The organism is Streptococcus sp. NLN64 (genome assembly GCF_015831295.1).
Lineage (GTDB): Bacteria > Bacillota > Bacilli > Lactobacillales > Streptococcaceae > Streptococcus.
The window spans coordinates 24,499-50,873 of record NZ_JADXDQ010000008.1 but is presented as its reverse complement, the minus strand read 5'-3'; the positions used below and the strand labels follow the sequence as shown (position 1 = coordinate 50,873).

The 26,375-nt window shown below is 46.4% G+C and carries 25 protein-coding genes; 1 reads left to right on the top strand and 24 read right to left on the bottom strand.

Annotation, left to right across the window (positions count from 1 at the left end):
* Positions 1 to 494 precede the first annotated feature (494 nt).
* Genes I2503_RS02355 through I2503_RS02340 form a run of 4 tightly spaced genes read right to left on the bottom strand, consistent with a single transcriptional unit; the run spans position 495 to position 7,007 of the window.
* Positions 495 to 2,261, bottom strand: coding sequence for an ABC transporter ATP-binding protein (locus tag I2503_RS02355; RefSeq protein ID WP_196966890.1), 1,767 nt, complete (start codon positions 2,259 to 2,261; stop codon positions 495 to 497).
* Positions 2,262 to 2,264: 3 nt separating this feature from the next.
* Positions 2,265 to 3,992 carry an ABC transporter ATP-binding protein gene (locus tag I2503_RS02350; protein ID WP_196090999.1) on the bottom strand — a complete coding sequence of 576 codons (1,728 nt, stop codon included), beginning with the start codon at positions 3,990 to 3,992 and terminating at the stop codon, positions 2,265 to 2,267.
* Positions 3,993 to 4,035: 43 nt separating this feature from the next.
* Positions 4,036 to 6,561 (bottom strand): DNA mismatch repair protein MutS, encoded by a 2,526-nt coding sequence (gene mutS, locus I2503_RS02345; RefSeq protein ID WP_196966889.1) that lies wholly within the window; start codon positions 6,559 to 6,561, stop codon positions 4,036 to 4,038.
* Entirely contained in the window at positions 6,558 to 7,007 is a 450-nt protein-coding gene (locus I2503_RS02340) for an arginine repressor (RefSeq protein WP_196090997.1), read from the bottom strand. Before I2503_RS02340 ends, mutS begins: the two co-directional genes overlap by 4 nt.
* 109 nt (positions 7,008 to 7,116) lie before the next feature.
* Here I2503_RS02340 and argS point away from each other — a divergent pair, with 109 nt between their 5' ends.
* On the top strand, positions 7,117 to 8,805 hold the full coding sequence (gene argS, locus I2503_RS02335; protein ID WP_196966888.1) for an arginine--tRNA ligase: 1,689 nt from the start codon (positions 7,117 to 7,119) through the stop codon (positions 8,803 to 8,805).
* 67 nt (positions 8,806 to 8,872) lie between these two features.
* On the opposite strand, the gene I2503_RS02330 is transcribed toward argS, so the two are convergent.
* The 20 genes from I2503_RS02330 to ruvA form a co-directional block, all read right to left on the bottom strand.
* The gene (locus tag I2503_RS02330; RefSeq protein WP_196966887.1) at positions 8,873 to 9,211 is read right to left on the bottom strand and encodes a hypothetical protein; all 339 of its coding nucleotides are present in this window, start codon (positions 9,209 to 9,211) and stop codon (positions 8,873 to 8,875) included.
* Between the two features lie 240 nt (positions 9,212 to 9,451).
* The gene (locus I2503_RS02325; protein WP_196966886.1) at positions 9,452 to 10,435 is read right to left on the bottom strand and encodes a putative sulfate exporter family transporter; all 984 of its coding nucleotides are present in this window, start codon (positions 10,433 to 10,435) and stop codon (positions 9,452 to 9,454) included.
* Positions 10,436 to 10,845: 410 nt separating this feature from the next.
* The gene (galE, locus tag I2503_RS02320) at positions 10,846 to 11,865 is read right to left on the bottom strand and encodes a UDP-glucose 4-epimerase GalE (RefSeq protein ID WP_196966885.1); all 1,020 of its coding nucleotides are present in this window, start codon (positions 11,863 to 11,865) and stop codon (positions 10,846 to 10,848) included.
* A 17-nt stretch (positions 11,866 to 11,882) separates the two neighbouring features.
* On the bottom strand, positions 11,883 to 12,653 hold the full coding sequence (locus I2503_RS02315) for a tyrosine-protein kinase (protein WP_196966884.1): 771 nt from the start codon (positions 12,651 to 12,653) through the stop codon (positions 11,883 to 11,885).
* Positions 12,654 to 12,666: 13 nt separating this feature from the next.
* Positions 12,667 to 13,362: a Wzz/FepE/Etk N-terminal domain-containing protein gene (locus I2503_RS02310; RefSeq protein WP_196966883.1), complete on the bottom strand. Its 696-nt coding sequence runs from the start codon at positions 13,360 to 13,362 to the stop codon at positions 12,667 to 12,669.
* Between the two features lie 8 nt (positions 13,363 to 13,370).
* Complete coding sequence (gene cps4B, locus I2503_RS02305; RefSeq protein WP_196966882.1) at positions 13,371 to 14,102, bottom strand: capsular polysaccharide biosynthesis protein Cps4B; 732 nt, start codon at positions 14,100 to 14,102, stop codon at positions 13,371 to 13,373.
* 1 nt (position 14,103) lies between these two features.
* Positions 14,104 to 15,555, bottom strand: a complete 1,452-nt coding sequence (locus tag I2503_RS02300) for an LCP family protein (protein ID WP_196966881.1) — start codon at positions 15,553 to 15,555, stop codon at positions 14,104 to 14,106.
* Positions 15,556 to 15,801: 246 nt separating this feature from the next.
* Entirely contained in the window at positions 15,802 to 15,951 is a 150-nt protein-coding gene (locus I2503_RS02295; protein ID WP_196966892.1) for a hypothetical protein, read from the bottom strand.
* Between the two features lie 5 nt (positions 15,952 to 15,956).
* Positions 15,957 to 17,483, bottom strand: a complete 1,527-nt coding sequence (locus I2503_RS02290) for a hypothetical protein (RefSeq protein ID WP_196966880.1) — start codon at positions 17,481 to 17,483, stop codon at positions 15,957 to 15,959.
* A gap of 94 nt (positions 17,484 to 17,577) precedes the next feature.
* On the bottom strand, positions 17,578 to 19,083 hold the full coding sequence (gene cls / locus I2503_RS02285) for a cardiolipin synthase (protein WP_196091009.1): 1,506 nt from the start codon (positions 19,081 to 19,083) through the stop codon (positions 17,578 to 17,580).
* 40 nt (positions 19,084 to 19,123) lie between these two features.
* A complete protein-coding gene (locus I2503_RS02280; RefSeq protein WP_196966879.1) occupies positions 19,124 to 19,510 on the bottom strand; it encodes a hypothetical protein in 387 nt (128 codons plus the stop codon).
* Between the two features lie 65 nt (positions 19,511 to 19,575).
* A complete protein-coding gene (locus I2503_RS02275) occupies positions 19,576 to 20,790 on the bottom strand; it encodes a Mur ligase family protein (protein WP_196966878.1) in 1,215 nt (404 codons plus the stop codon).
* A gap of 298 nt (positions 20,791 to 21,088) precedes the next feature.
* Positions 21,089 to 21,391, bottom strand: coding sequence for a DUF1292 domain-containing protein (locus tag I2503_RS02270; protein WP_196090982.1), 303 nt, complete (start codon positions 21,389 to 21,391; stop codon positions 21,089 to 21,091).
* A 9-nt stretch (positions 21,392 to 21,400) separates the two neighbouring features.
* Positions 21,401 to 21,820: a Holliday junction resolvase RuvX gene (ruvX, locus tag I2503_RS02265; protein WP_196090981.1), complete on the bottom strand. Its 420-nt coding sequence runs from the start codon at positions 21,818 to 21,820 to the stop codon at positions 21,401 to 21,403.
* Positions 21,820 to 22,086, bottom strand: a complete 267-nt coding sequence (locus tag I2503_RS02260; RefSeq protein ID WP_196090980.1) for an IreB family regulatory phosphoprotein — start codon at positions 22,084 to 22,086, stop codon at positions 21,820 to 21,822. The genes ruvX and I2503_RS02260 overlap by 1 nt, the downstream gene beginning before the upstream one ends.
* A gap of 69 nt (positions 22,087 to 22,155) precedes the next feature.
* Positions 22,156 to 22,734, bottom strand: a complete 579-nt coding sequence (locus I2503_RS02255) for an SP0191 family lipoprotein (protein ID WP_196966877.1) — start codon at positions 22,732 to 22,734, stop codon at positions 22,156 to 22,158.
* A gap of 88 nt (positions 22,735 to 22,822) precedes the next feature.
* Positions 22,823 to 23,221: a transcriptional regulator Spx gene (gene spx / locus I2503_RS02250; RefSeq protein ID WP_196090978.1), complete on the bottom strand. Its 399-nt coding sequence runs from the start codon at positions 23,219 to 23,221 to the stop codon at positions 22,823 to 22,825.
* 83 nt (positions 23,222 to 23,304) lie between these two features.
* Positions 23,305 to 24,480, bottom strand: a complete 1,176-nt coding sequence (gene recA / locus I2503_RS02245; RefSeq protein WP_196966876.1) for a recombinase RecA — start codon at positions 24,478 to 24,480, stop codon at positions 23,305 to 23,307.
* Between the two features lie 52 nt (positions 24,481 to 24,532).
* Complete coding sequence (locus I2503_RS02240) at positions 24,533 to 25,771, bottom strand: competence/damage-inducible protein A (protein WP_196966875.1); 1,239 nt, start codon at positions 25,769 to 25,771, stop codon at positions 24,533 to 24,535.
* A gap of 11 nt (positions 25,772 to 25,782) precedes the next feature.
* Complete coding sequence (gene ruvA / locus I2503_RS02235) at positions 25,783 to 26,367, bottom strand: Holliday junction branch migration protein RuvA (protein ID WP_196966874.1); 585 nt, start codon at positions 26,365 to 26,367, stop codon at positions 25,783 to 25,785.
* Positions 26,368 to 26,375 lie beyond the last annotated feature (8 nt).

The window sequence follows — 26,375 nt, the reverse complement described above, 5'->3', positions numbered from 1 at the left end:
CTGTATAAAGTGTTGGTGCTAATATTAAATAAAGCTGCTGTTTCTTTACGTGTATGTCCCTCTTTAACATATTCAAGGACACGTTTTCTAAAATCAATTCCGTATGCCATAGGAATAGTATACCACATACAGTTTATAATCTAAAAGACTATATTTTCCGTTTCTCATTCAGTCCAACTCTTCTAACACCCATACTAGCAAAAACCTCCTATAAATCCAAACAATAGCATGACATCAATAAAAAATGCTCCGAGTAAAATAAATCGAAGCACACCTTTACTATCTATTCGGATATAAACTCAGCATTATAGTCTTTTAGTTTACTTTTAGTACAAGTCAGCGAGTCGTATACAGTACTGAAGTACGGCAAGACGAGCTAACACAGTAATAAAAGATAAACTAAAATAGCATGAAAATTGCCAAATAACCACTCGGCTTTTTTAGCATCCATTTTCAAAAATCCCCAGCTGCTTTCAGCTAGGGATGGATGCACTCTATTCCTCTTCACGCGCAAATTGGCTTTGGTAGAGGTCATAATAGAAGCCTTGGTCGGCAAGGAGGCTTTGGTGGTTTCCTTGTTCGATGATCTGGCCGTCTTTGAGGACCAGGATTTTGTCGGCTTCTTGGATGGTGGAAAGACGGTGGGCGATGACAAAGCTGGTACGACCCTGCATGAGTGTTTTCATGGCTTTTTGAATCAGAAGTTCCAGGCGGGTATCCACGGAGCTGGTGGCCTCATCTAGGATAAGGATTTTAGGATCCGCTAGGAGGGCACGGGCGATGGTCAGGAGTTGTTTCTGACCGAGTGAGATGTTGCTGGATTCTTGATTCATCTGCATCTTGTAACCACCTGGGAGGCTGCGAATGAAGTAATCCACATTGGCAGCTTTAGCGGCTGCCACGATTTCCTCATGGGTGGCCTCCAAATTCCCGAAGCGGAGGTTTTCCTCAATGCTGGCTTCGTAAAGCCAGGCGTCCTGCAAGACCATGCCGAATTGCCGGCGGTATTCTTGGCGGTCAATGGTGCGGATGTCTTGGCCATCGACTCGGATAGCACCGCCGTCTACATCATAGAAGCGCATGAGTAGGTTGATCAGGGTGGTTTTTCCAGCACCTGTTGGTCCGACAATCGCCACCATTTGTCCTGGTTCTACTTCAAGGTTAAAGTTTTGAATCAGCGGTTTATCCGCAGTATAGCTAAAGGAGACCTGGGCAAAGGAGACCCGACCGCTGAGGGGTTGGGCAAGAGCTTTTTCACCGGTTTGGTTTTCAGCTGGTTCATCCAAGACTTGGAAGATCCGGTCCAGAGAGGACTGGGCACTTTGGAGTTGACCCGCAATCTGGGTCAAGATTTGTACGGGCTGGCTGATTTGCCAGACATACTGGACAAAGGCCTGCATGTTTCCGATGGTCAAGCGGCCTGCCAAAACTTGGAGGGCACTGAGAAAGGCCACTACAACATAGGCAAAATCAGAGAGTCCGTGGAGGAGAGGGGCCATAAGGCCTGAGCGGAAGCTGGCATTGAAGCCGACTTCTTCTAACTCATCCACGATGTCCTGAAATTCTTCTACGGTCTGTTCTTCACGGCCATAGAGTTTTACAATCTGGAAACCTGTCAGGTGTTCCTGTACAAACCCATTCAATTTTCCCAAAATATTGGCTTGACGCTTAAAGGACGGTTGGGATAACTTGAGAATCTGGCTCGAAGTCAAGTAAGTGAGCGGAATCACCAAGGTCACCACAAGGGCTAGGGGCAGATTGATGGAATAGACCATGACCAAAACCAAGATAATGGTGCCGATGGCATTTACAATCTGCAAGAAACTTTGTTGGAGGGCATTGGAGACGGTCTCCACATCACTGGTGAAGCGGCCCAAAAGATCCCCGAACTGCTGGCGGTCAAAATAAGATACCGGCAGGTGGTTAACCTTGTGGCTCAATTCCTTGCGCAGGTCACGGACAGTGGCCTGCACCGCATTGGTCATAAAGTAGTTGGCATAATAAGCACCAACTGAATAAAGCGTTCCCCGAATCAGGTAGAGAACCAGCACCCAAAAGACATAGGAGACATTGAGACCGCTGGCCTTGCCTTGCGCCATATCCAGGAGATTCTTGGTCAACTCTGTAATGGCCAATCCCAGAACAAAGGGCTCCAAGACCGACATGACAATGCTCAAGACTTTGAAGGCCACTGCTAAATAAACACTGCCTCGGTAGGCACGAAGGTAGGACCACAGACGTTTAAAATTATTTTCTTTCATGCCTTACTCCTCCCCTCTATTCAGCTGCGAATTAGCAATTTCACGATAAATCGCATTGGATTCCATGAGTTCTTCGTGGGTTCCACGTCCCACAATCTCACCCTTTTCCAAGACAATAATTTGATCCGCGTCCATAATGGTTCCAACCCTTTGGGCAACAATCAAAACGGTAGCGTTCTGGGTCACTTCTTTAAGTCTGCGGCGCAAAAGGGCATCCGTCTTGTAATCCAGGGCCGAGAAAGAATCATCGAAAATGTAGATTTCCGGCTCCTTCACCAAGGCACGGGCAATGGACAAGCGTTGCTTCTGACCGCCTGACAAGTTGCTTCCACCTTCTGCTAGATGGGTCTCAAACTGGTCTTCCTTGCTTTGGATAAAATCCAAGGCTTGGGCCACATCAGAGGCAGTCACCAAATCTTCCTGATCCGCCTGGGAATTCCCGAAGCGGAGGTTTTCTGCGATACTTCCGGTAAAGAGCAGGGCTTTCTGCGGAATGAACCCAATCTTCTGCCGCAGAGCCTTGAGGTTATAGGAGCGAACATCGACTCCATCCACTAAAATGCGCCCCAAGGTCACATCAAAGAAACGGGGAATCAACTGCACCAAGGAAGACTTCCCAGAACCCGTTGAACCAATAAAGGCAATGGTTTGACCTGGCTGGGCCTTGAAGGAAATATCATGTAACACCGGATTTTCAGTTTCACCCGGATAAGCAAAGGTCACCCGGTCAAATTCCAAGTATCCCTTGGTTTCGGTTTCAGTTACTCCGTCTTCATTCGGCGAAATAGACAGAGGCATATTCATCACCTCTTGCAGACGGCGGGCTGATACAGCCGTCCGTGGGTAGGTCGTAAAGAGGTTGGCCAAGAGTAGGCAAGACAAGAGGGCATGGAAGCTATATTCAATAAAGGCAACCACGACCCCGATCTGAATCTGCCCTTGATTCAACGGATCCAAGGCAAACCAAACGATGGCCACGATCATCGCAATAATAATCTGAGCAAAAAGGGGATCGGTTAAACCCGTCAATTTGAACAAGCGATTGGAGTTGGCTTGGTAAATGTCATTCTCCTGAGCAAACCGATCCTCCTGAAATTCTTCCCGGCCAAAGGCCCGAATCACGCGCAAACCCGTCAAGTTTTCCCGCGCAAAATGGTTAATCCGGTCCAAACTCTCCTGTTGTTTCTCCGATAAAGGACGACTGGCTACCGCCACATACCAGATTACCAGCACCAAGAATGGGATAGAAAAGGCCACAATCCATGAAAGAGACGGGCTCGTCATAAAGACCATCACCAAACTCGAAAAGAGCATAATCGGCGTAATAACCCCAAATTTCAAGGTCTGATCCGCAAATTGCATCAGGGTAAAGGCGTCACTGGTAATCCGAGTGACCAAGGAGGAAACACCAATCTGTTCATATTCCTGATGCGAATAGTACTGAAGCCGTTTATAGACATCCAAACGCATATCGCGGATCATCTTATTGGTCAAGCGACTCCCGGCGTAGGTCTGCAAGAAACGCCCCAAAATTCCGACAAGGGCTGTAATAACCATGGTGATTCCCCAGAAGTAAATCCGTGACTCATCTCCCGCGACCACTCCCTGGTCAATCATTCGAGCCAAAAAAGTCGGTAAACCCAGGTTTACAATGACAAAGAGCGAAGCCGCAAAAATATCTAGGGCCAGCAGCTGAGGGTATTTTTTCAAATAGTTCCAAATATAGAGCATAGTTCCTCCTTTCAAGCTAATCCTCACTGATAGAGGTATCATTCTATTCTAGTTCTTTCTGAACCTGATCCAAAAACAGCAACGCTTCCAAAGGAGTCATTTGGCTCAGATTGATTGTTTTTAATTTTTCCAGTAGGGGGTGGGGCTGACTTGGCAAGGCTTCTGGCACTTGGAATAGATCCAATTGCCCCATCTGAGGCTGAAACTCCTGATTCTCCAGTCCATCCAAGATAACCTGGGCTCGAGCCAAGAGAGCAGGAGGCAGACCTGCAATTTTAGCCACATGGATTCCGTAAGATTGATCGGCAGGACCAGGTTCAATCTTGTGGAGGAAGGTAACCGTACCCCCTTCTTCTAGTGTGGCAACATGCACATTGGCCAGTCCCGTGAGGTCCTCTTCCAATTCCGTTAACTCATGGTAGTGGGTGGCAAAGAAAGTTTTTGCTCCAACTTTATCATGGATATATTCAATCAAGGCTTGAGCCAAGGCCATACCATCATAGGTTGCGGTTCCACGGCCCAACTCATCAAAGAGGATGAGGGACTGGGCGCTAGCATGCTGCACAGCCTGGTTGGCTTCCATCATCTCCACCATAAAGGTTGATTGGCCAGAAACCAAATCATCAGCAGCTCCAATCCTGGTAAAGATGGCATCAAAAATCGGCAAATCTGCTTCCTTAGCGGGAACATAGGAGCCTAGCTGAGCTAGGATAACCATCATTGCAATCTGTCGCATGTAGGTCGACTTCCCGCTCATATTAGGACCTGTAATCAACTGAATCCGGTCCTCTGCCGACATAACTAGGCTGTTAGGAACATAGGACTGGCGACCCAAGACTGCCTCCACCACCGGGTGGCGGCCTTCCAGTACTCGAATCTGACCTGTCTCATTAAAAGTCGGTTTGACCCAAAGCTGACTTTCTGCAACCGAGGCTAAACTTTGGAGAACATCGATACTGGCCAGGGCTCCAGCCAGACTTTGCAGCCGGGGCATATACTTGGCCACCTCTTCCCGAATCCGCATAAAGAGGTCATACTCTAACTGAGACGACTGATCTCGAGCCTCTAGGAGCTGGCCTTCAATTTGGGCCAATTCCTGACTTCCAAAACGCTCCGAGTTTTTCAAGGTTGCCTTGCGGTAAAAATGGTCAGGCACATGGCTAAGTTGGGACTGAGTGACATGGAAATAATAGCCATCCTTCCGATTGTAATCAATCTTGAGATTATTGATGCCCGTCGCCTGACGTTCCCGGCTTTCCAAATCCGCCAACCAAGAAGTTCCTTCCCGCAAGGCCTTGCGGTACTGATCCAAAACTGGATCAAATCCTGTCTTAATAAGGCCTCCATCCATGAGTTGATTTGGGGCCTGCGGATCGATAGCCGCATCAATCAAGGCATACAATTCCTCCAAGGGATCCAAACCTTGAATCAGAGGCTCTAAGGCTGACTGCTGCAAACTGGTCAGCAGGTGCCGAATCTGTGGCACCTGCCCCAAGGTCGCAGATAGCTGCAAGAGATCCTTGGGCAAGACCTTACCGAAGGAAACCCGGCTAACCAAGCGTTCAATATCGTAGACCCCTTTCAGACTCTCTACCAAGTCCTGGCGCTCAAAAAAGGCCTCTAACAAAATCGTCACCTGATTTTGCCGCTGCTCAATCTGCTTTCGATCCAGGAGTGGCTGTTGGATCCATCGGCGTAAGAGCCGCAAGCCCATGGCCGTCCGTGTTTGATCCAAGACCCCTAATAAGGAGCCCTGCTTCTTGCCACTCCGAGCATTCTCGGTTAGATCTAAGCTTTGTTTGGTCGCAAAATCCATCCGGAGAGAATCCGCAATTTGATAGACTTCAACCGGCTTCAAATGGTCCAGATCCCGCATCTGGGTCTGGTAAATATAAGCCAGCAAGCTCGCAGCAGCCGTAAATTCCAGCTCCTTTAAGCTAATCGGTAAGAGAGGACTGGCATCCAAGGGCTTGTCTACCCAGGAGACTAGGAGTTGCAGCTGCTGTTTTAGAACCGCCTCTTGTTCCTCTGACACCTGGCCTGCCAGAACCACTTCTTTAGCCTGGAGATTTCGGATCTCACTCAAAACCAACTCCCAGCGATCCAACTGGGTCACCGCAAATTCCCCCGTAGCCAAATCCAAGTGGGCCAAGCCATAGGCCTGCCCCCGGGTATAAAGGCCAACCAAGAAATTGTTCTGGCCATCACGACTAGGGCCGTCCAAGCTAGTTCCTGGAGTCACTACTTGAACGACCTCACGTTTCACCACGCCCTTGGCCTGTTTGGGATCCTCCATTTGCTCAGCTATGGCTACCTTGTAGCCCTGTTCTATCAAAGTGTCAATGTACTGCTGGGCTGAGTGATAGGGAACCCCCGCCATGGGAATGGGGTCCTCCGCATTTTTATTTCGCGACGTAATGGAAATCTCAAGAATCTGCGCCGCTCTGGTCGCATCTTCATAAAAGAGCTCATAAAAATCCCCCATGCGGAAGAACAGAAAGGCATCGGGGTAATCTTTTTTCATATCGACATACTGCTGCATGCCAGGTGATAATTTAGCTTGACTCATAAGGCCTCCTCGACATAAGAGCGAATATCTTCTTCTAAACTGGCACCATCTTGACTGGAACGTGTCACCACCAAAAGGGTGTCAGCCCCTGCAATCGTGCCCAAAATTCGGCAATCGCCACTGGCATCTAGGCTATTGGCCAAAACGGAAGCCTCCCCCAATCCAGTATGCAAAACCAGGCTGAACTCAACCCGGTCCACTCTCTTCACATAGAGGGCAACATCTCCCAAACTCGTCTCAGGTCCCGTCCGCGGCAGGCGGTAAAAAGACGGACCTTGAGCTGGCATGTGGCGCTCCACCCCCAGCTCCTTCATATCCCTGGACAAGGTTGCCTGGGTCACCTCAATACCAGCTTCCTTGAGAGCAGCTTGTAGCTCCTGCTGCCGATGAAACCGCCGCTCGCTCAAAAGTTGTCCAATCAAATCCTGTCTATCTGCTTTTTTCATAGCTTTTCCTCATGCATTCTGTTTCAATTATAACAAATTTTTTATCAGCCTGTCCTTGTTGGATTTAAGTCCAGCCTTATGATAAAATAAAGAGAAAAAAGGAGAAATTATGAACCAAAAATCATTAGTGGCCCAACGGCTAGCGGCTCAAATTGAAAGCCTTGATGAAGCAGCCATTCTGGACCTTTTAGAAACCCCAAAATCTTCTGATTTGGGAGATATCGCCTTCCCTGCCTTCAGCTTGGCCAAGGTTCTTCGCAAGGCACCTGCTGTGATTGCCCAAGAAATCGCTGACGCCATTGACGCAACTGGTTTTGAAAAAGTGGTCGCAACTGGACCTTATGTCAACTTTTTCCTAGACAAGGTCAGCATGGGAGACCAAATTCTCCGTTCTGTCATTGAAAAAAAAGACACTTATGGATCTCAAACGATCGGTCAGGGACAAAATATCACCATTGACATGTCTAGTCCCAACATCGCAAAACCCTTCTCAGTCGGACACTTACGTTCAACCGTTATCGGTGATTCTCTAGCGAACCTCTTTTCTAAATTAGGCTACAACACTATCCGGATTAACCACCTTGGAGACTGGGGAAAACAATTCGGGCTTTTGATTGTGGCTTACAAACTTTGGGGGGATAAGGCAGCTGTTGAAGCCAACCCGATTGACGAGTTGCTTAAACTCTATGTCCGCATCAACGAGGAAATGGAAACCAAACCAGAATTGGACGAACAAGGACGGGAATGGTTCCTCAAATTGGAACAGGGCGACCAGGAAGCATGGGAACTCTGGGAATGGTTCCGTTCTGAAAGCTTGGTTGAATTCAACCGCATTTATGAACTTCTCAATGTCTCCTTTGATAGCTACAACGGTGAAGCTTTCTACAATGACAAAATGGATGAAGTCATTGAAATCTTGGAAGAAAAAGGCCTCCTTCAGGAATCACAAGGAGCTTCTATTGTTGATTTGGAGGAATTCAACCTCAACCCAGCTTTGATTAAAAAGTCTGACGGGGCTACCCTCTACATCACTCGTGACCTAGCAACTGCCCTCTACCGGAAACGGACTTACGATTTCGCCAAAAACATCTACATTACTGGGCACGAACAATCTGGCCACTTTGCTCAACTCAATGCCGTTTTGGAGAAAATGGGCTATGACTGGGTCAAAGACATGTCCCATATTCCTTTTGGCTTGGTAACGAAAAATAAGAAAAAATTGTCCACTCGGAAGGGCAACATCATCTTGCTCGAGCCAACCATCGTTGAGGCGATTGCACGGGCAGAAAAGCAAATTGCTGAGAAAAATCCAGATCTTCCAAACAAGGAGCAAGTGGCCCGCCAAGTTGGTGTAGGAGCCATCAAGTTCTACGACTTGAAAACCGATCGTATGAACGGTTATGACTTCGATTTGGAAGCCATGTTATCCTTCGAAGGTGAAACTGGTCCTTATGTGCAGTACGCCTATGCACGTATTCAGTCTATTCTACGTAAGGCAGACTATCAACCAGATCCAGCTGCTCACTATCACTTAGAAGACAGCGAAAGCTGGGAAATCTTGAAAATTCTTCAAGACTTCAGCCGCGTTATCGAACGGGCAGCTAACCAGTTCGAACCATCGATCATCGCAAAATATGCCATCAACCTGGCACAACACTTCAACAAATACTATGCCCACACCCGCATCCTGGAAGACAGCCCCGAACGTGAAAGCCGCCTAGCCCTCAGCTACGCAACCGGTATCGTTCTTAAAGAAGCCCTTCGTTTATTGGGAGTGGAAGCACCTGAACAAATGTAAAATCTGTAAAAGATGATTAAAAAGCACTTGAACTTTGAAAAATTCAAGTGCTTTTTTAGACTCCTTCTCAAGAGTGGATAATCAGCGGAATTAGTACCGCTAAGAGAGCTATGGTGGTCCCTATAGACCACAAGATGAACTCTCGTTTGATCTTGCGTTCACGCTCTAATTCATCAATCCTTGCAAGAGACTGTTCTTCTCTAAAGTTGGAGAACATGAGTTGGGTTTTGGTCAATAGATCATCCATACGATCATTGACTCTTTCGAATCTTTCATCAACTCTTTCAAAGCGTTCATTGATTTTCTCAAAACCCAATTGGGTGAGTTCGCGATTGTAGCGCAACTCATTTTGAATCGCATCAAATTTTAAGTCGATTTCGGTCTTGGTGTAGTAGTTGTTCTCCATACTTTATCCTCCTCAAAAAACAAATTCATCCACTGATGACGGTCGACAAGGACTCTGACTACGATTTTCCTCCCCATAGGTAGGGAGTCTAAACTTCCTAGTTTTGTAGGTGGAACAGCATTTGGATTAGCTTTCAGAATGAGTCCGGTGACGCCTTAATTGATTCAAGCTATTCCCGACAATTCGTACCCCCAGTATAATCCTCCATGTGACAAGAGTCAAGTATTAAGAGAGCACCTCTTACAATCCAAAAATCCAAATTCCAACTAAGGCTAACATCAATTGAACCAGTCCAATGACCAGAATATAGGAGCCATAGATTGGAGCATTTTTCATAAAAGTTCGCAAATCTAGTCGGAGACCAATGGCTGCCAGAGCCAACCATTCCAACCAAGTCATCAAACTTTGAAGGTTAGACGTTAAGGCCTCTGGTAACTCCAATAAGGTGTTTAGCAGACTCGCCAAGATAAACCCGTAGAGGTAATAAGGAACTTTTTTCAAGAGACAAGCCTTCTTGACTGCTCCCGCTTCTTTTTCTTTTTTCCAAAATTCAAGGAAAAAAAGGACAGGAACCAGATAAAGAATGCGGGTCAGTTTAAAGAGCATAGCCAAGGGAAGCACGGCCGGGGAAAGAAGGGTGGCCGCTGCAGCAACTTGCCCAACAGATTGCAGGGTACCGCCAATGAGAGCAGCTTGCTGTAGTTCTTGGAAATGGAGCAGAACAGCGGCTAGAGGGAAGAGAAACATGAGCAAGGTTCCCAAGAGATTCACTAGAACAATGGCTGTCCCCTTCTCCTGCTCGGAAACCTTGGTCATAGGAGCTAGAGCCCCAATCGCTGATGATCCACAGATGGCCGTTCCACCAGCCAACAATATCGACGCATCCTGCGAGAAACCTAGCCTCTGAGCCAGTTTATAACTAGCTCCTAAAGATAGGATAAACACGAAGCTCACAAAAGCCATAGAGGGAATCCCCATCTGGCTAAAATTTTTGGTATCCATGGTAAAGGCTAGAAGAATAATGGCATATTCCAAGAATCGACGTTCCGCCAATTTCGTTCCCAAGTTTAATTGGGGAGACCGAAGGAGCGTATTCCCCAGGATCATCCCCAGTACAAGGGTCAAGGGAGCAACTCCAACCAAGGGAATAAACTGAGCCAAAATAACGGCTAAGATTGTTACAAAAAGAGCGGCCACAAGGCCGGGCAGGTGATGGCGTGTCATACAATCCTTTCTAAAAACTCCCTCACCCCTAGCTTCCAGAGGAGGGAGAAAATAGTGCAACAGGTCTGGGAGACCTGTTGAATTTTATCCATTAAGCATGCAAGGCATGCAATCAATAAGTTCATCAAAGAGGCTTGACAAAGTCAGATTTTGAAATCCAATGAGTATATACTCTTTTAGTTTATCTTTTATTACTGTGTTAGCTCGTCTTGCCGTACTTATTTGAAACTTTCTTCGAAAATTGTATCGGCAAGTTCAAAATCTCCCCCAGAGATTTGAGCTGTCTACGAATCGCTGCCTTGTACTAAAAGCAAACTAAAAGACTATAAAAGGCTATGAAATTACAAAAACTTGTTCGTCACCACTCTCATCATTCACAAAATGGGGAAACGAACAAGTTTTGGAATTCCTTAATCCTGAAATCCATTGGGGTTCAAGCGCTGCCACTTCCAGGCATGACGACACATCTCTTCCAGTCCGAGTTGGGCCTCCCAGCCCAACTCTTCTCGAGCCTTAGTGGGGTCTGCGTAACAGGCAGCGATATCGCCGGGTCTCCGAGAATAAATCTGATAGGGTATTTCCTGACCAGCTGTTTGGCTAAGACCTCTAATCATTTCCAAAACGGAATAGCCTTGACCAGTCCCTAAATTGTAAACAGATAGGCCTGATCCTGTTGCCCATCGTTTCATTGCTGCCACGTGCCCCCGGCTAAGGTCTTGGATATGGATATAATCCCTCACACCTGTTCCATCAGGAGTGGTATAATTATCCCCAAAGACCCGAACATGGTCACGTAATCCACAGGCAACCTGAGTGATGTAGGGAACTAGGTTACTGGGAATTCCTTGGGGATGCTCTCCTAAACGTCCACTAGGATGGGCACCAATGGGATTAAAGTAACGGAGAATGACCAGATTCCAGCTTCCATCAGCAGCAAATAGATCTCGAAGAATCTCTTCACCCATAAGCTTGGTTCGGCCATAGGGATTTGTAACAGATAGAGGGGCTGTTTCTGTCAAGGGCAGTTCTTGGGGATCCCCGTAAACGGTGGCAGAGGAGGAAAAAATGAGGTTTCGGCAGCCAACACTTTGCATGATTTCCAGCAAATGAAGCAGGCCTACAAGATTATTGTCATAGTAAGCCAGGGGTATCTGTGAAGATTCCCCAACTGCCTTAAAGCCAGCAAAGTGAATAACCCCTGTCACCTCTTCTTTTTGGAATATCTGCTCTAGCAGACCCTTATCCCGCACATCTCCTACATAAACAGGGAAAGCCTGGCCGGTCAATTCCTTGACCACTTCCAGGCTTTTGGGATGCGAATTGCTGAAGTTGTCTAAGACCACCACTCGATGGCTGGTCTCCAACAACTCTAAAACGGTATGAGAACCGATATAACCGGCCCCACCTGTCACCAAGATTGTTTCTGCCATCCGCTCTTCCCCTTCCCTTATTTCTTCTTATCGCGGTTTCGACGTGAATTGCTTCGTTTTTCTTTATTTCTCTTGGATTTTTTCTTTTCTTTTTGAGTTTTTTTTCCGTAATTTCCGTAATCACCGTAGGAACCGTAAGCACCATAGCGCTCCATATTGGTGTCCACCTTGTTGAGGATCACACCAAGGAAAGGTGTTCCGGTTTGCTCCAATTGCTCCACCGCTTTTTCAACAGCACGGCGTTTATTAGAACCCGACTCCACCACCAAGATAGTCGCGTCTCCTTGTTGAGTGATGATCGCCGCATCAATAACCATCCCAATCGGTGGAGTATCAATGATGATATAATCATAGTACTTGCGTAAAATAGCAATCATCTTGTTAAAGTTCAGGCTTTGCAAGAGTCCAGTCGGGTTTGGAGAAACCGGACCAGATTGAATGACATAGAGATTCTCAATGTCTGTATCACAGAGCCCTTCCGATAAATCGGTTTTTCCTGTCAGATAGTCTGTCAAACCTGTGATTTTATCCCGCGTTGAAAACACACCAGACATCACACTGTTCCGAATATCCGCATCCACCAGAAGAGTTTGGTAACCAGACCGAGCAAAAGCAATGGCCAAGTTCACGGAGGTCGTTGACTTCCCCTCTCCAGGCTGTACGGAACTAATGGAGATGACATCAATGCTGTCACCACTCAACTGAATATTGGTTCGTAGGGCGTTATAGTATTCTTCGGTTTTTTCCGCATCCTCTCGACGCGTCCGATTTAGTTTTAATGTTGGCATACAGCTAGCTCCCTTACTTTAGTTTGGCAAAATCTGGCACTACACCCAAAAGGGTCAAGCCCATCATCTCTTCCACATCTTCTGGTTTCTTCACGCGGTCATCCACGATTTCTGCAACCAAGATAATCACAACCATCAAGGATCCTCCGGCTACAAAACCAAGGAGAACATTGCGGCGAATGTTTGGTGAAACGGGCTGGCTGTTAACTTGTCCTTCTTCCAAGGTTGTTACATCAGACACGCGAGTAACTTCAATGATCTTATCAGCCGCTGCTTGACGGACACCATTAACAATCCGCGCGGCTTCTTCAGCTGATTCATCTTGTACACTGATCGATACAATCCGCGTATCTGCCGGCACCGTTACGTTGATTTTAGAGGCCAACTGAGAGGTCCCCATGTCCAAACCGAGTTCAGATACAACCCGGCTCATCACATCTTGGGAGAGAATGATTTCTTTGTAGTCCTTAACCAGGTAACTACCGGCCTGAAGGTCTTGGTTGGTCAAACCCGGATTGTCTTGTTGCTGGCGGTTCACCACGTAAATCCGAGTTGTACTTTGGTACATGGGAGTGGCTACATAGAGGCTATAACCTAAGGCCATAATCGCCACGAGCAAGGAGAAGAAGAGGACCAAAAACTTGCGTTTCCAGACGGTACGTATCAAACTAAGCACGTCCACTTCCACTTGGTTATTTTGCTTTTTCATGAGTTCTCCTATATAATTTCATCTTCTAGTAACAATTCTTGATTGGTGATAAAGAGCCGATGCGCTCGCTCCAAGCCATAATTTTTCCGAATCAGTTTATAAGCCTGATCCATGTATGGAGGCCGTCTATCCAAATTGTGCATATCGCTTGCGACAAAATGGACCAAATCTTGGTCCAAAAAGAAACGGGCCCTTTTCTTCATGAATTTGTACTTATCCCCAAAGAGCTTGGGGGGAAGCACGGACGAGGAATTAATCTGCATGTAGCAGCCCATATCAATGAGTTCCTTGACCTTGTCAGCATCCATATCCAAGGCATGGTAGCGTTCAATGTGGGCCACCACAGGAGTAATCCCTAATTGCAGAATAGCTGAAAGAGCCTTATGAATGTCCCGGTAGGGCGTGTCCATGCTAAATTCGATTAGGGCATATCCAGTCCCACCTAGAGTAGGAATGGTCCGCTCTTCTAATTTTTTCAAAGCATCTGAATTGAAATAAATCTCGGCACCATAAAGAATGGTGAATCCAGGGCCAATTTCAGATTCTAAGGCTTTGATCTGCTGAAAATTTGTCTCAAACTTATCTTCCGGGGTATCAAAGAGAGCCCTACGACGATGGGAGGTCGCAATGACGGTTCGAACACCTTGGCGATAGGATTCTTCCAAAAGAGCCCTGGTATCTTCGAGTGTCTGAGCCCCATCATCCACATCAAAAATAATATGTGAGTGAATATCAATCATCTTATTGTCCCTCCAAAACTGCTTGGATTTTGGATTTGGCATTTGCTAGGCTATCTGGGTTAATCTCCATGACATAGAGCTGGGAACCTGGCATGGCATAAGATGGTTTGTCCATGGTTCCGGTTCCTTCAATTGCCTGTGACTCAATCTGGTATTGACCACCTGATTCCAGCTGGCTGTTCATCAAGGTCATCATGGTTTCCAAACTCATGTCGGTTTGGATAGAATCCTGCAGACCTTGAATGATTTGTGGGTAGTTTCGTAAAGCCTCGGTGGACATCAGTTTGCGCAAGACAGCTGCAATAACCTTTTCTTGGTTCTTACCACGATCGTTGTCTCCACCATCAAGGCCATAGCGCTCCCGCACAAAAGCCAGCGCTTTATCTGAATCCAGATGAACAGTGCCAACTGGAAATTCATAATTCCCATGAAGACTGGTAAAGGCTTGATCGTTCTCCACATCGACCCCTCCAACCAAGTCAATCAATTTGAGGAAGGATGTAAAATTGAGGCGGACATAGTAATTGATTGGTATCTCATAAAGATTTTCCAGCGTGTGGATAGAGGCATCCACACCGTAAATACCTGCATGGGTTAATTTATCTGGCTGGTTGTTTCCCCCATCTGCAATGGGAACATAGGAGTCCCGAGGAGTAGTCGTCAAGAGAATCTTCTGGGTCTCACGGTTAACGGTCATCAAAATATTGACATCTGAGCGAGATACAGAAGTGATGGGCCCATAAGTATCAATCCCACTGACATAGATGGTGAAGGCTTGAGCATTCGGGTCTTGACGACTTGTCTCCAACTTCCGTCTTACCTTCATGGTGTAAAGAGGAGTCAAATTGTCCTGGAAGTTTGGATACTCACTTTCGATGGTATCAGCAAAAATACTATTGACGACAATGGCCTGTGCTTGACCTTCTTGCAATTGCTTATAAGCATCTACGTAAGAGGATGAGGTGTCGAAATTTGGAGTCACCTGCTTTTTCGCACTTAAGTCTTCCTGCAATTTCGTCACGTTATCCCGGTCGGTATCCATTGGTGCCAAAATTTTCTCCACCTGACTAATGTCCTTACGGTCACTGTCTTTAGGAACATAGACGGTCAATTCATACTCTGTGTAGTTGGCCTGATGATTGAGGCGCGTGGAAAGACCTACCAACTGTTGGACCCCAATCGAAGCCAATCCAGTTGACACCAAGCCGACTACCAAAACTAGCGTTACCCAAACACGCCCAGGGAAACGCAAAAGCACCCAGAATAGAATTCCTAAAACTACTATGGCCAGGAAGGACAACATCAAATTAACATGGTAGACCGCTAAAATGTTATAGCGAATCACACTGTAAATCAGATAAGCGGATAGCAGAAAGACTAAGCCCCATAGGAACCAGTTGACGATTTGCAAAACAGGGTTGGACCTAACCCGATTTCTTCTACTTCTTGACATCTTTTCCTTTCGGAAACCCAATGGGCTCCATCCTTACTTTTTTCAAAATTCTTACACTCCCGCCCAGATTTCATACCCGGTAGCGGTCGTAACCTATCCAAAAATGGATTCCGTTCAAAGGTGGTCACTCCCAGCCTCACTTATCTTGCAAGAAAATCTGACCACTCTTCAATCTCTCCTATTATACCACAAATCCTGATTTGTCAAGCTTTCTAAACCAAAAAAGAGGCCAGAAGCCTCTCACAGTTATCCCTCTTTTTGCTGGGACTGCAATTTTTTCATTTTTTCAAGCAAGGCTGTCTTTGAAGTTGGTTTTGCTTCCTGTTCTCGTGCTTGTTTTTCATGGAAGCGACGAACCTGAGCCTTGCCCTTATCATCTAATTGATATTTACCCATCGATATCACTTTCTTTCGTAAAGTTTGAATTGATTCAAATCTGTCTCAATCTCAGAGTAGTTGGTCGACAGCTCTCGCTCCACCTCATCCAAGAGCGGTTGAGACTGATTAACCACCACGTAGCGCGGCCGGCCGCCTTCCAAATCATTAGTCAGGCGGATTTGATTTTCCGGTAAAGCCAAATAATAATCCGGACTCAAAAGTGAGGACGCCGACCACATCTCCACCTCCTGGTACCAATTAGCCCGGCTATCCCAAGCATAGAGAGTATCAGAGCGATCCGCCTCCGCTTGGATATAGGATCGCAATTCTTGACGTTCCTCTTGCACCTCGGCTTCTCCAATAGTTCGAATGCCTAAAGGAAGAAGAACTAAAACAGTTCCCAAGAGTAGGGGAAGGTAGAAAAGGGTGGCGACATACTTCCGGAATAGGGGACGTTCTGTCTGAGCTTTTTGGTGCCGTCCATGTTGGACACCTGCCTGCAATCGATCAAAGAGAAAAATTTGGATCAGCCAGAAATAGACTAAACCTGGCAATAACTGGTGGAAACCAAATTCAGCCTGACTGCTGGCCACAAGCCAGGTAGCCAAAGACCCCAGGACACCAAGAGGGAGGAAAAAGAGCCCTTCTCGAGTCCGGGGCGCCTGCCGCAGACCCCACAAACCAATTGGAAGACCTAAGCCCAATAAAACCAAGAAATAGAAAAGAGCTGATTGCCAGAAACTAGCCATATGGAAATTCATGGTCTGCCAGATATAAGAACCTTGATTCAAAGCCAACCCAAAGGTTCCATTAAAAACTGTCACATAGCCTAAGGGATAAAAGACCAGCGAAAAACCAATCAAGCCGGATAGGAGCTGAGAAACGCCCACACCAATCTGACGCTGTCGAAGATTGTGATAGGTTAGGTAGAGGAAGTTGATTCCAAAAAAGAAAGTCCCTACAAACGGATCTATCATCACTACAATAGACGCCAAAGCACCATACCTAAGAAAAATCTTATTCCCTACTTCTCCTTGGGAAATCTGCAGTAAAGTCTCTAGCGCTACCAATAAGAGTGGAAGGGTAAAAAGAGGAGCATAGAGACCACCAAATCCCAAAATCAATGTCAAGAAATAAAAGAAATGGGTGGAGGCCCCAGCAACTTGTTGATTCCCTGTTAGGTTATAAGCGAACCGATAAGCCTTACGTCCACTGATATAAAAGAATACAAACTGAAAGAGACTTAGGAGAGCTGCTCCCTGGTAAAAGGAACCTAGCCATATCAAGAGGTAAAATAAAATACCTGCAGTTCCATAAAAGTTCTCATAGACCATCTGCCCTTGCTGAAGGGCCCAGCCCCCATACAGGATTTGCTCTTGCAAATTCGTCGCTAGTTGAGTCAGGAAAGGATTGGCCACACTAAAAAAGGCCAGAAGGAAGCTCCAAATTAAGGGAGTTACAAAAGGAAGTTGAACATTCTCTTTTGATTCCCGGTTGGATCGCTGATAAGACCGCCGGTCTCCTCTAGATTCCATGATTTGTTCCGTCATCGTATTCTCCTTTTTACATTCCCCTTTAGTATACCAAAAAAGAAGGGATGCGGGCACCTTCAACTGAAACTCCCTCCCTTCTTTATCACTTTTTTTACAACATAGGAGCAAAAATCTGCACTATTTCCTTGATCAACCGTTGGTACCAAACCGGCTTGATAGTATGATCCGTAACTTCAATAGATTCATCAAAAATACTTTGGAAATCCTGACGCATAGCCTCTAGACTATTGGTCTGGTACATGAGCACCGCATTTTCATAATGATGTACTAGGCTACGGTAGTCAAAGTTAATGGTTCCCACTACTCCTAGATGACCGTCCACTAAGACATTTTTCGAATGAACAAATCCAGGTTCATACTCAAAAATCCGGACTCCCGCACTCCGCAAGTCAGGATAAGCTCCCCTCGTTACGAGTTGAATAACCTTTTTATCTGGAATATATGGTGTCACGATGCGGACATCTACACCCCTGAGGGCTGCATTTTTGATATCCTCGGTCAAGTCGTAGTCCATAATCAGATAGGGAGTGGTGATGTAGACATAGTCCTGGGCCTGGGTAATTAAGTTTTGGTAAACTTTTTTTCCTACCTGCTCCTTATACATAGGCTTTGGTCCAGAACCATACGGAATGTAATAGCCCTGCCCCTCTTCTTTTTCTTCTAGGAAATGATAGCGATCAATGTCTTCCAGCTCACCTCGATTAATGTACCAGTTCGTGAGGAAGAGGCGAACCATAGCTTGAACTGCGTCCCCTTGAAGTCGAATTCCGCCATCCTTCCAATGGCCAAAGCGAAGGCGCTCATTGATATACTCATCCGCTAGGTTGACTCCGCCGGTATAGGCAATGTGGCCATCAATGACCAGAATTTTACGATGGTCTCGATTGTTGTAGGCCACGGTCATGCGGGGAATGACCTTATTAAACTGGTAAGCCTCAATACCTTGATCACGCAACTGGCGGGCATAGTTACCTGGAAGGGTAGCCATACAGCCAATGTCATCATAGAGGAACTTGATCTCCACCCCCTGGGCTGCCTTTCGCTTGAGAATATCCAAAATCTGGTCCCACATAATCCCTGGTTCCACGATGTAGTACTCCAAGAAAATAAACTTCTCTGCAGCTTCCAAATCCTGTAAGAGGGCCTGAAAATAGTCCTCACCTAATGCAAAGTAATCAGACTGAGTCCCTTTGTAAATGGCCGAGCTAGGGTCAATCTTCAAAAGGGCTTGCATAATCCCCGCCACTGATTGATTTTGCTCTCGCACCTCATCCAGGCTTTCCTGTGATGCGGGTACAAAGAAATCATACTGTCCAATCGTTTCCAATTGCTGAATCTCCTTGCGAGACAGACGGCGCTCCCCGAACATGATATAGAGCAGGGGACCAAGTACTGGCAAAAGGGCTACTAAGAGCCAAGTAGCTTTGCTATCAGGGGCCATATTACGGTTAAAAATGGAAATGATCGTGGCTATTGTGATTAAGAAAATCAAACCCAGCCAAATATAGGGAAACATACGGCCGAAATAAAAGAAGGCGGCTAAAACCAAGGTTAATTCCGCCAACATGATTGCAACACTAAAACCATATTTCCACATGATTAATCGTAATTTACGCACACTACTTCCTCTTTATCACTTATCCTGTTCGCTTAAAGACCTTCTCAGCCTCTAGCTCCCCATCATAATCATATTCAATATCTTGGATGTAAAGTTGATGGTTCTCCACACGATAGAGCATGTACTCTTCGTCCACCATCATGCCTTCAGGATCAACCACCTGGACCTGACGTACAATTTTATTCCCAGCACCATCGTCCGAGATCAAGGTCCCTTGACCATCTTTCATGGTCAAATGGTAGTTTTCATCTTCCGTTGAAGCTGCATAGGTTCCATCCAGGTTTTCCGGAATTGCCAATACCGTCTCTTCTTCAACCGGTTGCTCTTGACTGGATCGTGCCGAGCAGGCTGTCAATCCTAGGGCAACCAATAACATCAACCCTACGGTCAGCCATTTCTTGGACATTCTGCTACTCCTAATCTATTTTCTCCCATCTAGTATACACCATTTTTACCAAAATGTTAGCTAATTTACTCACTTATCCAACCTTTACGCACCTGACCGACAAAATGTAAAGAACCTGTAATAAAGATTGGACGCCTTTCCTCTTCCCGGATAAAGGTCGCTATCCCTTTTTCAAGCCGGTCCAGCCCTAGGAAAGATCCATCCTCTAAGCCTCCATCAAAAGGAACAAGATAGTAGCTTGCATGTGGTAAGTGCTGCCGTAAATAAGCGACCATCTCCTGGTAATTTTTTCTTGGTAAAAAACCTAAAAGGAAGATCGGCGTGTCCCAGGCCTGGGCCTTTATAAACTCGACCAGGCGCTCCAAGGCTGGCACATTGTGGGCCCCATCAAGGTAAACTCCCGGTGCCAACAGTTCCAAACGGCCCGGCCACTGCACACGCTCCAGCGACCGTCGCATCTGAGCCAGGTCAAGGTCTTGTCCCCTGATCCGAGCCCAGCGAAGGGCAGCCATCAAGGCTAGGGCTGCATTCTCTCTCTGATAAGCACCCGGCAGACTCAACTTGAGTTCTTCCAAGGTCAACCCATTCGTCCAGAAAGTCTGGTCCTGCCACACAAACTCCTGACCAAAGCGGAAAATAGGATTCCCAAAACGAGCCACTTCTTCTTCAAAAACTGGAAGCAAGTCTGCGGACAGCGGGCCCAAGAGTAACTCCTGCTCTGCATTCACAATCCCTGCTTTCTCACACGCAATCGCAGTCAAGCTAGACCCCAGGAGTTCCTGATGATCCAAGCCAATAGAAGTGATGAGAGCCAATTCACTTTCCACCACATTAGTCGCGTCATGGCGACCGCCAATCCCAACCTCTAAAAGTGCCACATCCACGGCCTCCTCCGCAAAATAGAGAAAGGCCACACAAGTCCACAGCTCAAAATAGGACAGAGGCCCCAACTGCATCTGAGCCTCCACCTCCTGCAGACGCAGGGCCAACTGAGACAAACGCTCCAACGGAAGTACGTGTCCATTCAAGCGCACCCGTTCCCGCATATCTTCTAAGTGCGGAGAGGTAAAAGCGCCCACCTTATAACCCTGGTCCAGCAACAGTTGACCTAAAATCGCCTGGGTTGACCCCTTGCCATTTGTCCCCGCAATCTGGATACTCGCAAACTGTCGCTCAGGATGGTCCAGAAGTTCTAAAGCTTCCAACAACCGCTCCTGACCCTTATGAAAATTCAGTCCTATCCGACTATCAAACCAAGACTCTAACGCCTCCAGATTCATGATTAGAACCCCCTTTTCTAAAACACTCCTGAAACAAATTAGCCGATCGGTTCATCAATATACAGACCCGCTGGCCGAAACTGGAATAGCTACTCCCTCCAGCATCCATCCGACCCTCATTAGTCGAATACAGAAAAAGCCGAGGCAAGTACCTGCCCCGACCCCTACAAATCGTTTTTCTCTTCAGTTTAATTGCTTTACCTAGCTTCTTTCAAGCTGGCTGGTAAAAAGCCCCGCAGGACTTGAGCCGAGTCTTCATTTCCGGTCGGCTGGTGAAACAGTCACTTCAATGACTGTTTCACTCCTCTGTCATGAAGCTGTTGAAGACTTCTTCAATCATGTCCCATTCGGCGTTGGAATCTTCAGGGATCGGTTGGAGGTCGCCTTCGGTGCCGTCTTCGTTTTCTGTGTAGGAATAGGCTTGAATTTCGATTTGGCCATCTTCGTCTTCTTCAGCACTGACGGGCATCAGGAGAACATAGTTCTTACCAAATTCTTCTCGCCCATCGATGGTTAAGATGATTTCAAATAAGCTTTCATTCCCGGCCTCATCTACCAGAGTGATAACATCGCGTTCGTGTTCTTCGTGTGAATGTGACATGGTTTCCTCCTAAAAATGGCGGTCTAAATAATTTTGTAAAATCAATTGAGCCGCTAATTTATCAATCACTTTTTTGCGTTTAGAACGACTGATATCCGCTTGTTCAATCAGCATTCTCTCAGCGGCCACAGTGGTCAAGCGCTCGTCTTGGTAGGATACTGGCTTGCCAAACTCCTTGGTCAGTAATTCTCCATAGGCCTGACTAGCTTCAACCCGAGGACCGCTGGTATTGTTCATATTCTTAGGCAGACCAATTACGAATTGATCTACTGTGTATTCTTGGACAAGTTGAGAAAGGCGGTCCAAGCCAAATTCACCCTTCTCTTCATCAATGGGAATAATCTCCAAGCCTTGGGCAGTAAATCCCAAGGGATCGGAGATTGCGACTCCAACTGTTTTAGAGCCCACATCCAACCCCATAATTCTCATTAAAAATCGACTCCTTGTCCTTTCAAGTAATAGCGGACCAGTTCTTCAACAATCTCATCGCGTTCGTATTTACGGATTTGATTCCGAGCATCGTTGTAACGAGGCACGTAAGCTGGATCCCCGCTCAAAACATACCCGACAATCTGGTTGATTGGGTTATAACCTTTTTCGCTTAGGGACGTGTAAACATGGGTCAAAGTCTCGCTGATTTCCTTTTTATTGGAATCATCAAGATTAAAACGAACTGTTTCATCTGTAAAACTCACTATTACACCTTCTTTCTCATATAGTATTTCCCCATTATACCACACTCCAGAGGGGAAAACAATTGGGGGTTACGGAGCATCAGTCACAACGGCACCGTTCGTCTGCCGAACTTCCAAGAATTTACTTGGAGTAACTTCGCTCATCTCTACAATACCACTGCCTTGGAAGTAGGCGATTGATCGGATGGCATCTAAATCCAAGTCTTGAAAGTTGTAAGTCGAAACATTTTTAAGCCGCTGATCCTCTAAGACCTCGACATTATTGGTAAAACCTCGAACGGCTGTCGCTGCCTTATAGTTCTCATCCTCTTCAAGGCCAGCTCGTAAACGGTTGTTGGTTTCCGCTACTCCTACTTCATCAACGGATTGTTTCAATTCATCGGTCAAAGGACTAATGAGCTCTATTTCAAACGTCAGATAGTTGTCTCCTTGATAAGTCAGAGTTTGAACAGTGGTCGTTCCATCTGCAGCTGTTGGAAACTCCAGGCGTTTTTTCTGCACAGCATTTTCATCGACCTTTTCCGTCAAAATTGGAAGAGTCGAAGTAATTTCAATCTCCTTTTGAGCTTCCTTGTTTTCTTTTCTAGCTTGAACACACCCTGCTAGCACAAGGAGGCTTAGCGTGGCTGTTATGAGTATTTTTTTCATGATTTGAGTCTCCTCTCAGCCTCTATTTTATCATACTGTCTTTCTACTGACAAAAAAGCTGGCGCAAATAAGGCCAGCTTTTTTGGAGTTAGAGAGCCGCACGTAAGCGAGCCTCTGCATTTTCAACATTGCGAACAGATCGTGGGAGAAAGGCTCGAATATCATCTTCTTTGTAACCTACTTGTAGACGTTTCTCATCTACCATAATCGGGCTCTTAAGGATTCGTGGGTTCTCAAGGATAATATCCACTACCTCACTAAGCGGTAGATCTTCTAAATCAATCCCTAGGCTCTTGGCATAGCGATTTTTAGAAGAAACAATGCTAGCAACGCCATTATCGGTCTTAGAGAGGATTGCCATTAGTTCTTCTCTTGTAATACCATCTTTTCCAATGTTTTTTTCTTTATAACTTAATTGATGCTGAGTTAACCAGGTTTTTGCTTTTTTACAGCTTGTGCAACTTGAAACTGTGTAAATTTTGATCATACAAAATCCTCCTTTCGCTACACTACTGTTAGTTTAGCGGATTTTGAAAAAAAGGCCATCGGTCCCCAGACCGACTTTTGCATTTATTCTTCGATTTCAATCTCTTCCAAATCCAAAGGAAGATCTTGAACCATGTCCGCAGCTTCTTCCAAAACCTTCTCATCGACTTGAGGCTGTTCCGAGCTATCTGCAGCCTCTCCTTCTGGAAGATCAGCTACTGGCAAGCCAAAATGTTGACGGACCTTGCGATCAATTTCTTCAAAAATAGCTGGATTTTCCTTAAGGAACTTTTTAGCATTCTCAGAACCTTGACCAATCTTATCGTCTCCGTAAGAATACCAAGCTCCCGATTTTTTAATGATTTCCAAATCACTAGCAATCTTGACCAGTTCCCCGGCCGCAGAAATTCCCTCACCGTAGATAATCTCAACGACCGCTTCTTTAAATGGCGGCGCAACCTTGTTTTTGACAACCTTAATCTTGGTTTCTTTACCAATATTCTCATCCTTCTGGTCGCCAGTTCCCTTAATTTGAGAATTGCCACGAACGTCTAAGCGGACAGAAGCATAGAATTTAAGGGCACGGCCACCCGGTGTGGTTTCAGGGTTTCCGAACATAACTCCAACTTTTTCCCGAAGCTGGTTGATAAAGATCGCAACGGTCTTGGTTTTATTGATGGAAGACCCTAATTTTCGCATCGCCTGGCTCATCATCCGGGCCTGCAAACCAACGTGACTGTCTCCGATGTCTCCATCGATTTCAGCTCGCGGAACCAAGGCTGCTACCGAGTCAATCACCACTAAGTCAATCGCTCCAGAATCAATCAGCTTTCCAGCAATTTCTAAACCTTGCTCCCCAGAGTCTGGTTGAGAGAGCAGAAGCTCATCAATATTCACTCCAAGAGCCTGGGCATAAGCTGGATCCAATGCATGCTCAGCATCAATAAAAGCAGCAATGCCCCCTTCCTTCTGCGCTTGGGCTACCGCATGCAGGGCAACCGTCGTCTTACCAGAACTTTCTGGTCCATAAATCTCGATAATCCGACCTTTAGGATAACCACCGGCACCCAGAGCAATGTCCAAAGCCAGGCTTCCTGAACTCATGACCTGAACCTTCTGATCCATCCGTTCACCTAGACGCATGATCGACCCTTTACCGAAATCCTTTTCGATGACTTTCATCGCATCTTCAAGGGCTTTTTTCCGTTCATCACCAAATTTTTTGGTAATTTCAGGTAATTTTTTTTGTTTTTTTGCCATTTTTTCTCCTTATTTCAAATACAAGACACTTCTTCCATTATAGCAAACTCTCTTACTTGATTAAAGTTTTCCGTATTAAATTAAAAGCCTCTAGAACAGCCATCTGGCGAATGGTGTTGCGGTCTCGACCTCCTAAATAAAGACGGTGGCTGCTGGTCCCTTGGGGACCAGCCAAACCTAGCCAGACCGTCCCCACTTCTTGTCCCTCCAACTGATCAGGGCCCGCAACCCCTGTCAGGCTAAGGGCTAGGTCCGCTCCCGTGTGGGCTCGGGCACCTGCAGCCATCTGTTCAGCAGTCCAGGCGGAGACGACACCAGCCGACTGCAATTTCTCTAGAGGAATCCCTAGCATCTGGCTTTTCTGCTCTAGACTGTAGGTCACAAAACCACCAGGAAAGACTGCAGAAGCCCCTGGTAATTGGGCTAATTCGGCCTGTAACAATCCAGCCGTTAAACTTTCCGCTGCTGTCAAGGTCAACTCCTTCTCCTTCAGCAAATCGAGGACTGTCTGAGCTAAACTCTGATGATCTCCATAAGCATAGAGATAATCTTGCAAATCCCCTTCTTGCAGAATGGCCGTTTCCAATTGGTCTAACAAAGACTCTCCTTCCTCTGGGCTGGCGGCTTGAGCGGTCAATCGTAGAGTCACTTCGCCTACCTTAGCATAAGGAGCTAGAGTAGGGTTGGTTTGATTGGCAATTAGGTCAGCGAGGCGGGTCACCAACTGACTTTCACCAATCCCAAAGAAACGAAGCACGCGCGAATAGAGAGCTTGCTCTTGTTTCAAAAGTGGAGCCACCTGTTCTAAAAACATGGGCTTGAGTTCACTTGGTGGACCAGGAAGAAGGACATAGGTAACCCCCTGATTCTCAATAAGACTCCCCACGGCTAAGCCTGTTCGATTGGGGAGGACACGCGCCCCTTCGATAGTATCTGCCTGACGATCATTATTTGCTGTCCGGATTCGCTTAGGATTGCTGGCAAAAAAGGCATCGATCTTGGCCATGGCTTCTGGGTCTGGCACCAAGTCCCGACCTAAAAAAGTAGCCAAGGTTTGTTTGGTCAAATCATCTTCTGTCGGACCTAGACCCCCGGATAAAATCACCCAATCCGCTCGTTCTTTTGCCAGCCTTAGCACCTCTGTCAGCCGTTCGACATTATCCCCAACAACCGTGTGGTAATAAACCCCAATCCCCAAACCTGCCAATTCTTGAGACAGGAATTGAGCATTGGTATTGGCAATTTGCCCCATCAAAAGCTCCGTCCCTACTGCAATGATCTCTGCCTTCATGGCCGTCTCCTTTATTTCACCAACATTTTCAAGGCTGATTTCATATAATTTTCAGCCGTATCCGAAGTTCCATCAAAGAACTTCCGAATTTTCTTCAATTCCGTAGCTTTGTAACCCAAAGCTTGCAAGGCTTCCATAGCTTCATCCAAAGCCTGATTATCGGCTGCCATAGCAGTCTTAAGCGGCTGAACCTCACCCGCCTGTAGTTTGCCTTCCAAATCTAAAATCATTTGTTGGGCCGTTTTTTTCCCAATTTTAGGGAATTTGGTTAAATAGGTACTGTTTTTCTCGCTAATGGCTTGAACCAAACCTTCATGATCATCCGCCGCAATAATGGCTAAGGCTGAAGTAGGCCCGATCCCCGATACCGAAATCAGATGCAAAAAGAGCTCCTTCTCCGCCTCATCTCGGAAACCATAAAGGGTATGGGCATCTTCCCGTACCGCTTGATAGAGGTAAACCGTCAATTCTTGGTTGACATGACCGCTGTAGGCGTAAGGGTTGGCCACATGGATTAAGTAGCCAATCCCCCCAACCTCCAAAACAAGAGCATTGGTGCGAATCTTGGTCAGCTGACCTTTCATATATTCAAACATGACTTTCT

What these genes read in the sequence shown, in the direction of transcription:
- I2503_RS02355 (WP_196966890.1), bottom strand. Translation starts at nt 2,261, where the DNA reads ATGAAAGAAAATAATTTTAAACGTCTGTGGTCCTACCTTCGTGCCTAC.
- I2503_RS02350 (WP_196090999.1), bottom strand. Translation starts at nt 3,992, where the DNA reads ATGCTCTATATTTGGAACTATTTGAAAAAATACCCTCAGCTGCTGGCC.
- mutS (WP_196966889.1), bottom strand. Translation starts at nt 6,561, where the DNA reads ATGAGTCAAGCTAAATTATCACCTGGCATGCAGCAGTATGTCGATATG.
- I2503_RS02340 (WP_196090997.1), bottom strand. Translation starts at nt 7,007, where the DNA reads ATGAAAAAAGCAGATAGACAGGATTTGATTGGACAACTTTTGAGCGAG.
- argS (WP_196966888.1), top strand. Translation starts at nt 7,117, where the DNA reads ATGAACCAAAAATCATTAGTGGCCCAACGGCTAGCGGCTCAAATTGAA.
- I2503_RS02330 (WP_196966887.1), bottom strand. Translation starts at nt 9,211, where the DNA reads ATGGAGAACAACTACTACACCAAGACCGAAATCGACTTAAAATTTGAT.
- I2503_RS02325 (WP_196966886.1), bottom strand. Translation starts at nt 10,435, where the DNA reads ATGACACGCCATCACCTGCCCGGCCTTGTGGCCGCTCTTTTTGTAACA.
- galE (WP_196966885.1), bottom strand. Translation starts at nt 11,865, where the DNA reads ATGGCAGAAACAATCTTGGTGACAGGTGGGGCCGGTTATATCGGTTCT.
- I2503_RS02315 (WP_196966884.1), bottom strand. Translation starts at nt 12,653, where the DNA reads ATGCCAACATTAAAACTAAATCGGACGCGTCGAGAGGATGCGGAAAAA.
- I2503_RS02310 (WP_196966883.1), bottom strand. Translation starts at nt 13,362, where the DNA reads ATGAAAAAGCAAAATAACCAAGTGGAAGTGGACGTGCTTAGTTTGATA.
- cps4B (WP_196966882.1), bottom strand. Translation starts at nt 14,102, where the DNA reads ATGATTGATATTCACTCACATATTATTTTTGATGTGGATGATGGGGCT.
- I2503_RS02300 (WP_196966881.1), bottom strand. Translation starts at nt 15,555, where the DNA reads ATGTCAAGAAGTAGAAGAAATCGGGTTAGGTCCAACCCTGTTTTGCAA.
- I2503_RS02295 (WP_196966892.1), bottom strand. Translation starts at nt 15,951, where the DNA reads ATGGGTAAATATCAATTAGATGATAAGGGCAAGGCTCAGGTTCGTCGC.
- I2503_RS02290 (WP_196966880.1), bottom strand. Translation starts at nt 17,483, where the DNA reads ATGACGGAACAAATCATGGAATCTAGAGGAGACCGGCGGTCTTATCAG.
- cls (WP_196091009.1), bottom strand. Translation starts at nt 19,083, where the DNA reads ATGTGGAAATATGGTTTTAGTGTTGCAATCATGTTGGCGGAATTAACC.
- I2503_RS02280 (WP_196966879.1), bottom strand. Translation starts at nt 19,510, where the DNA reads ATGTCCAAGAAATGGCTGACCGTAGGGTTGATGTTATTGGTTGCCCTA.
- I2503_RS02275 (WP_196966878.1), bottom strand. Translation starts at nt 20,790, where the DNA reads ATGAATCTGGAGGCGTTAGAGTCTTGGTTTGATAGTCGGATAGGACTG.
- I2503_RS02270 (WP_196090982.1), bottom strand. Translation starts at nt 21,391, where the DNA reads ATGTCACATTCACACGAAGAACACGAACGCGATGTTATCACTCTGGTA.
- ruvX (WP_196090981.1), bottom strand. Translation starts at nt 21,820, where the DNA reads ATGAGAATTATGGGGTTGGATGTGGGCTCTAAAACAGTTGGAGTCGCA.
- I2503_RS02255 (WP_196966877.1), bottom strand. Translation starts at nt 22,734, where the DNA reads ATGAAAAAAATACTCATAACAGCCACGCTAAGCCTCCTTGTGCTAGCA.
- spx (WP_196090978.1), bottom strand. Translation starts at nt 23,221, where the DNA reads ATGATCAAAATTTACACAGTTTCAAGTTGCACAAGCTGTAAAAAAGCA.
- recA (WP_196966876.1), bottom strand. Translation starts at nt 24,480, where the DNA reads ATGGCAAAAAAACAAAAAAAATTACCTGAAATTACCAAAAAATTTGGT.
- I2503_RS02240 (WP_196966875.1), bottom strand. Translation starts at nt 25,771, where the DNA reads ATGAAGGCAGAGATCATTGCAGTAGGGACGGAGCTTTTGATGGGGCAA.
- ruvA (WP_196966874.1), bottom strand. Translation starts at nt 26,367, where the DNA reads ATGTTTGAATATATGAAAGGTCAGCTGACCAAGATTCGCACCAATGCT.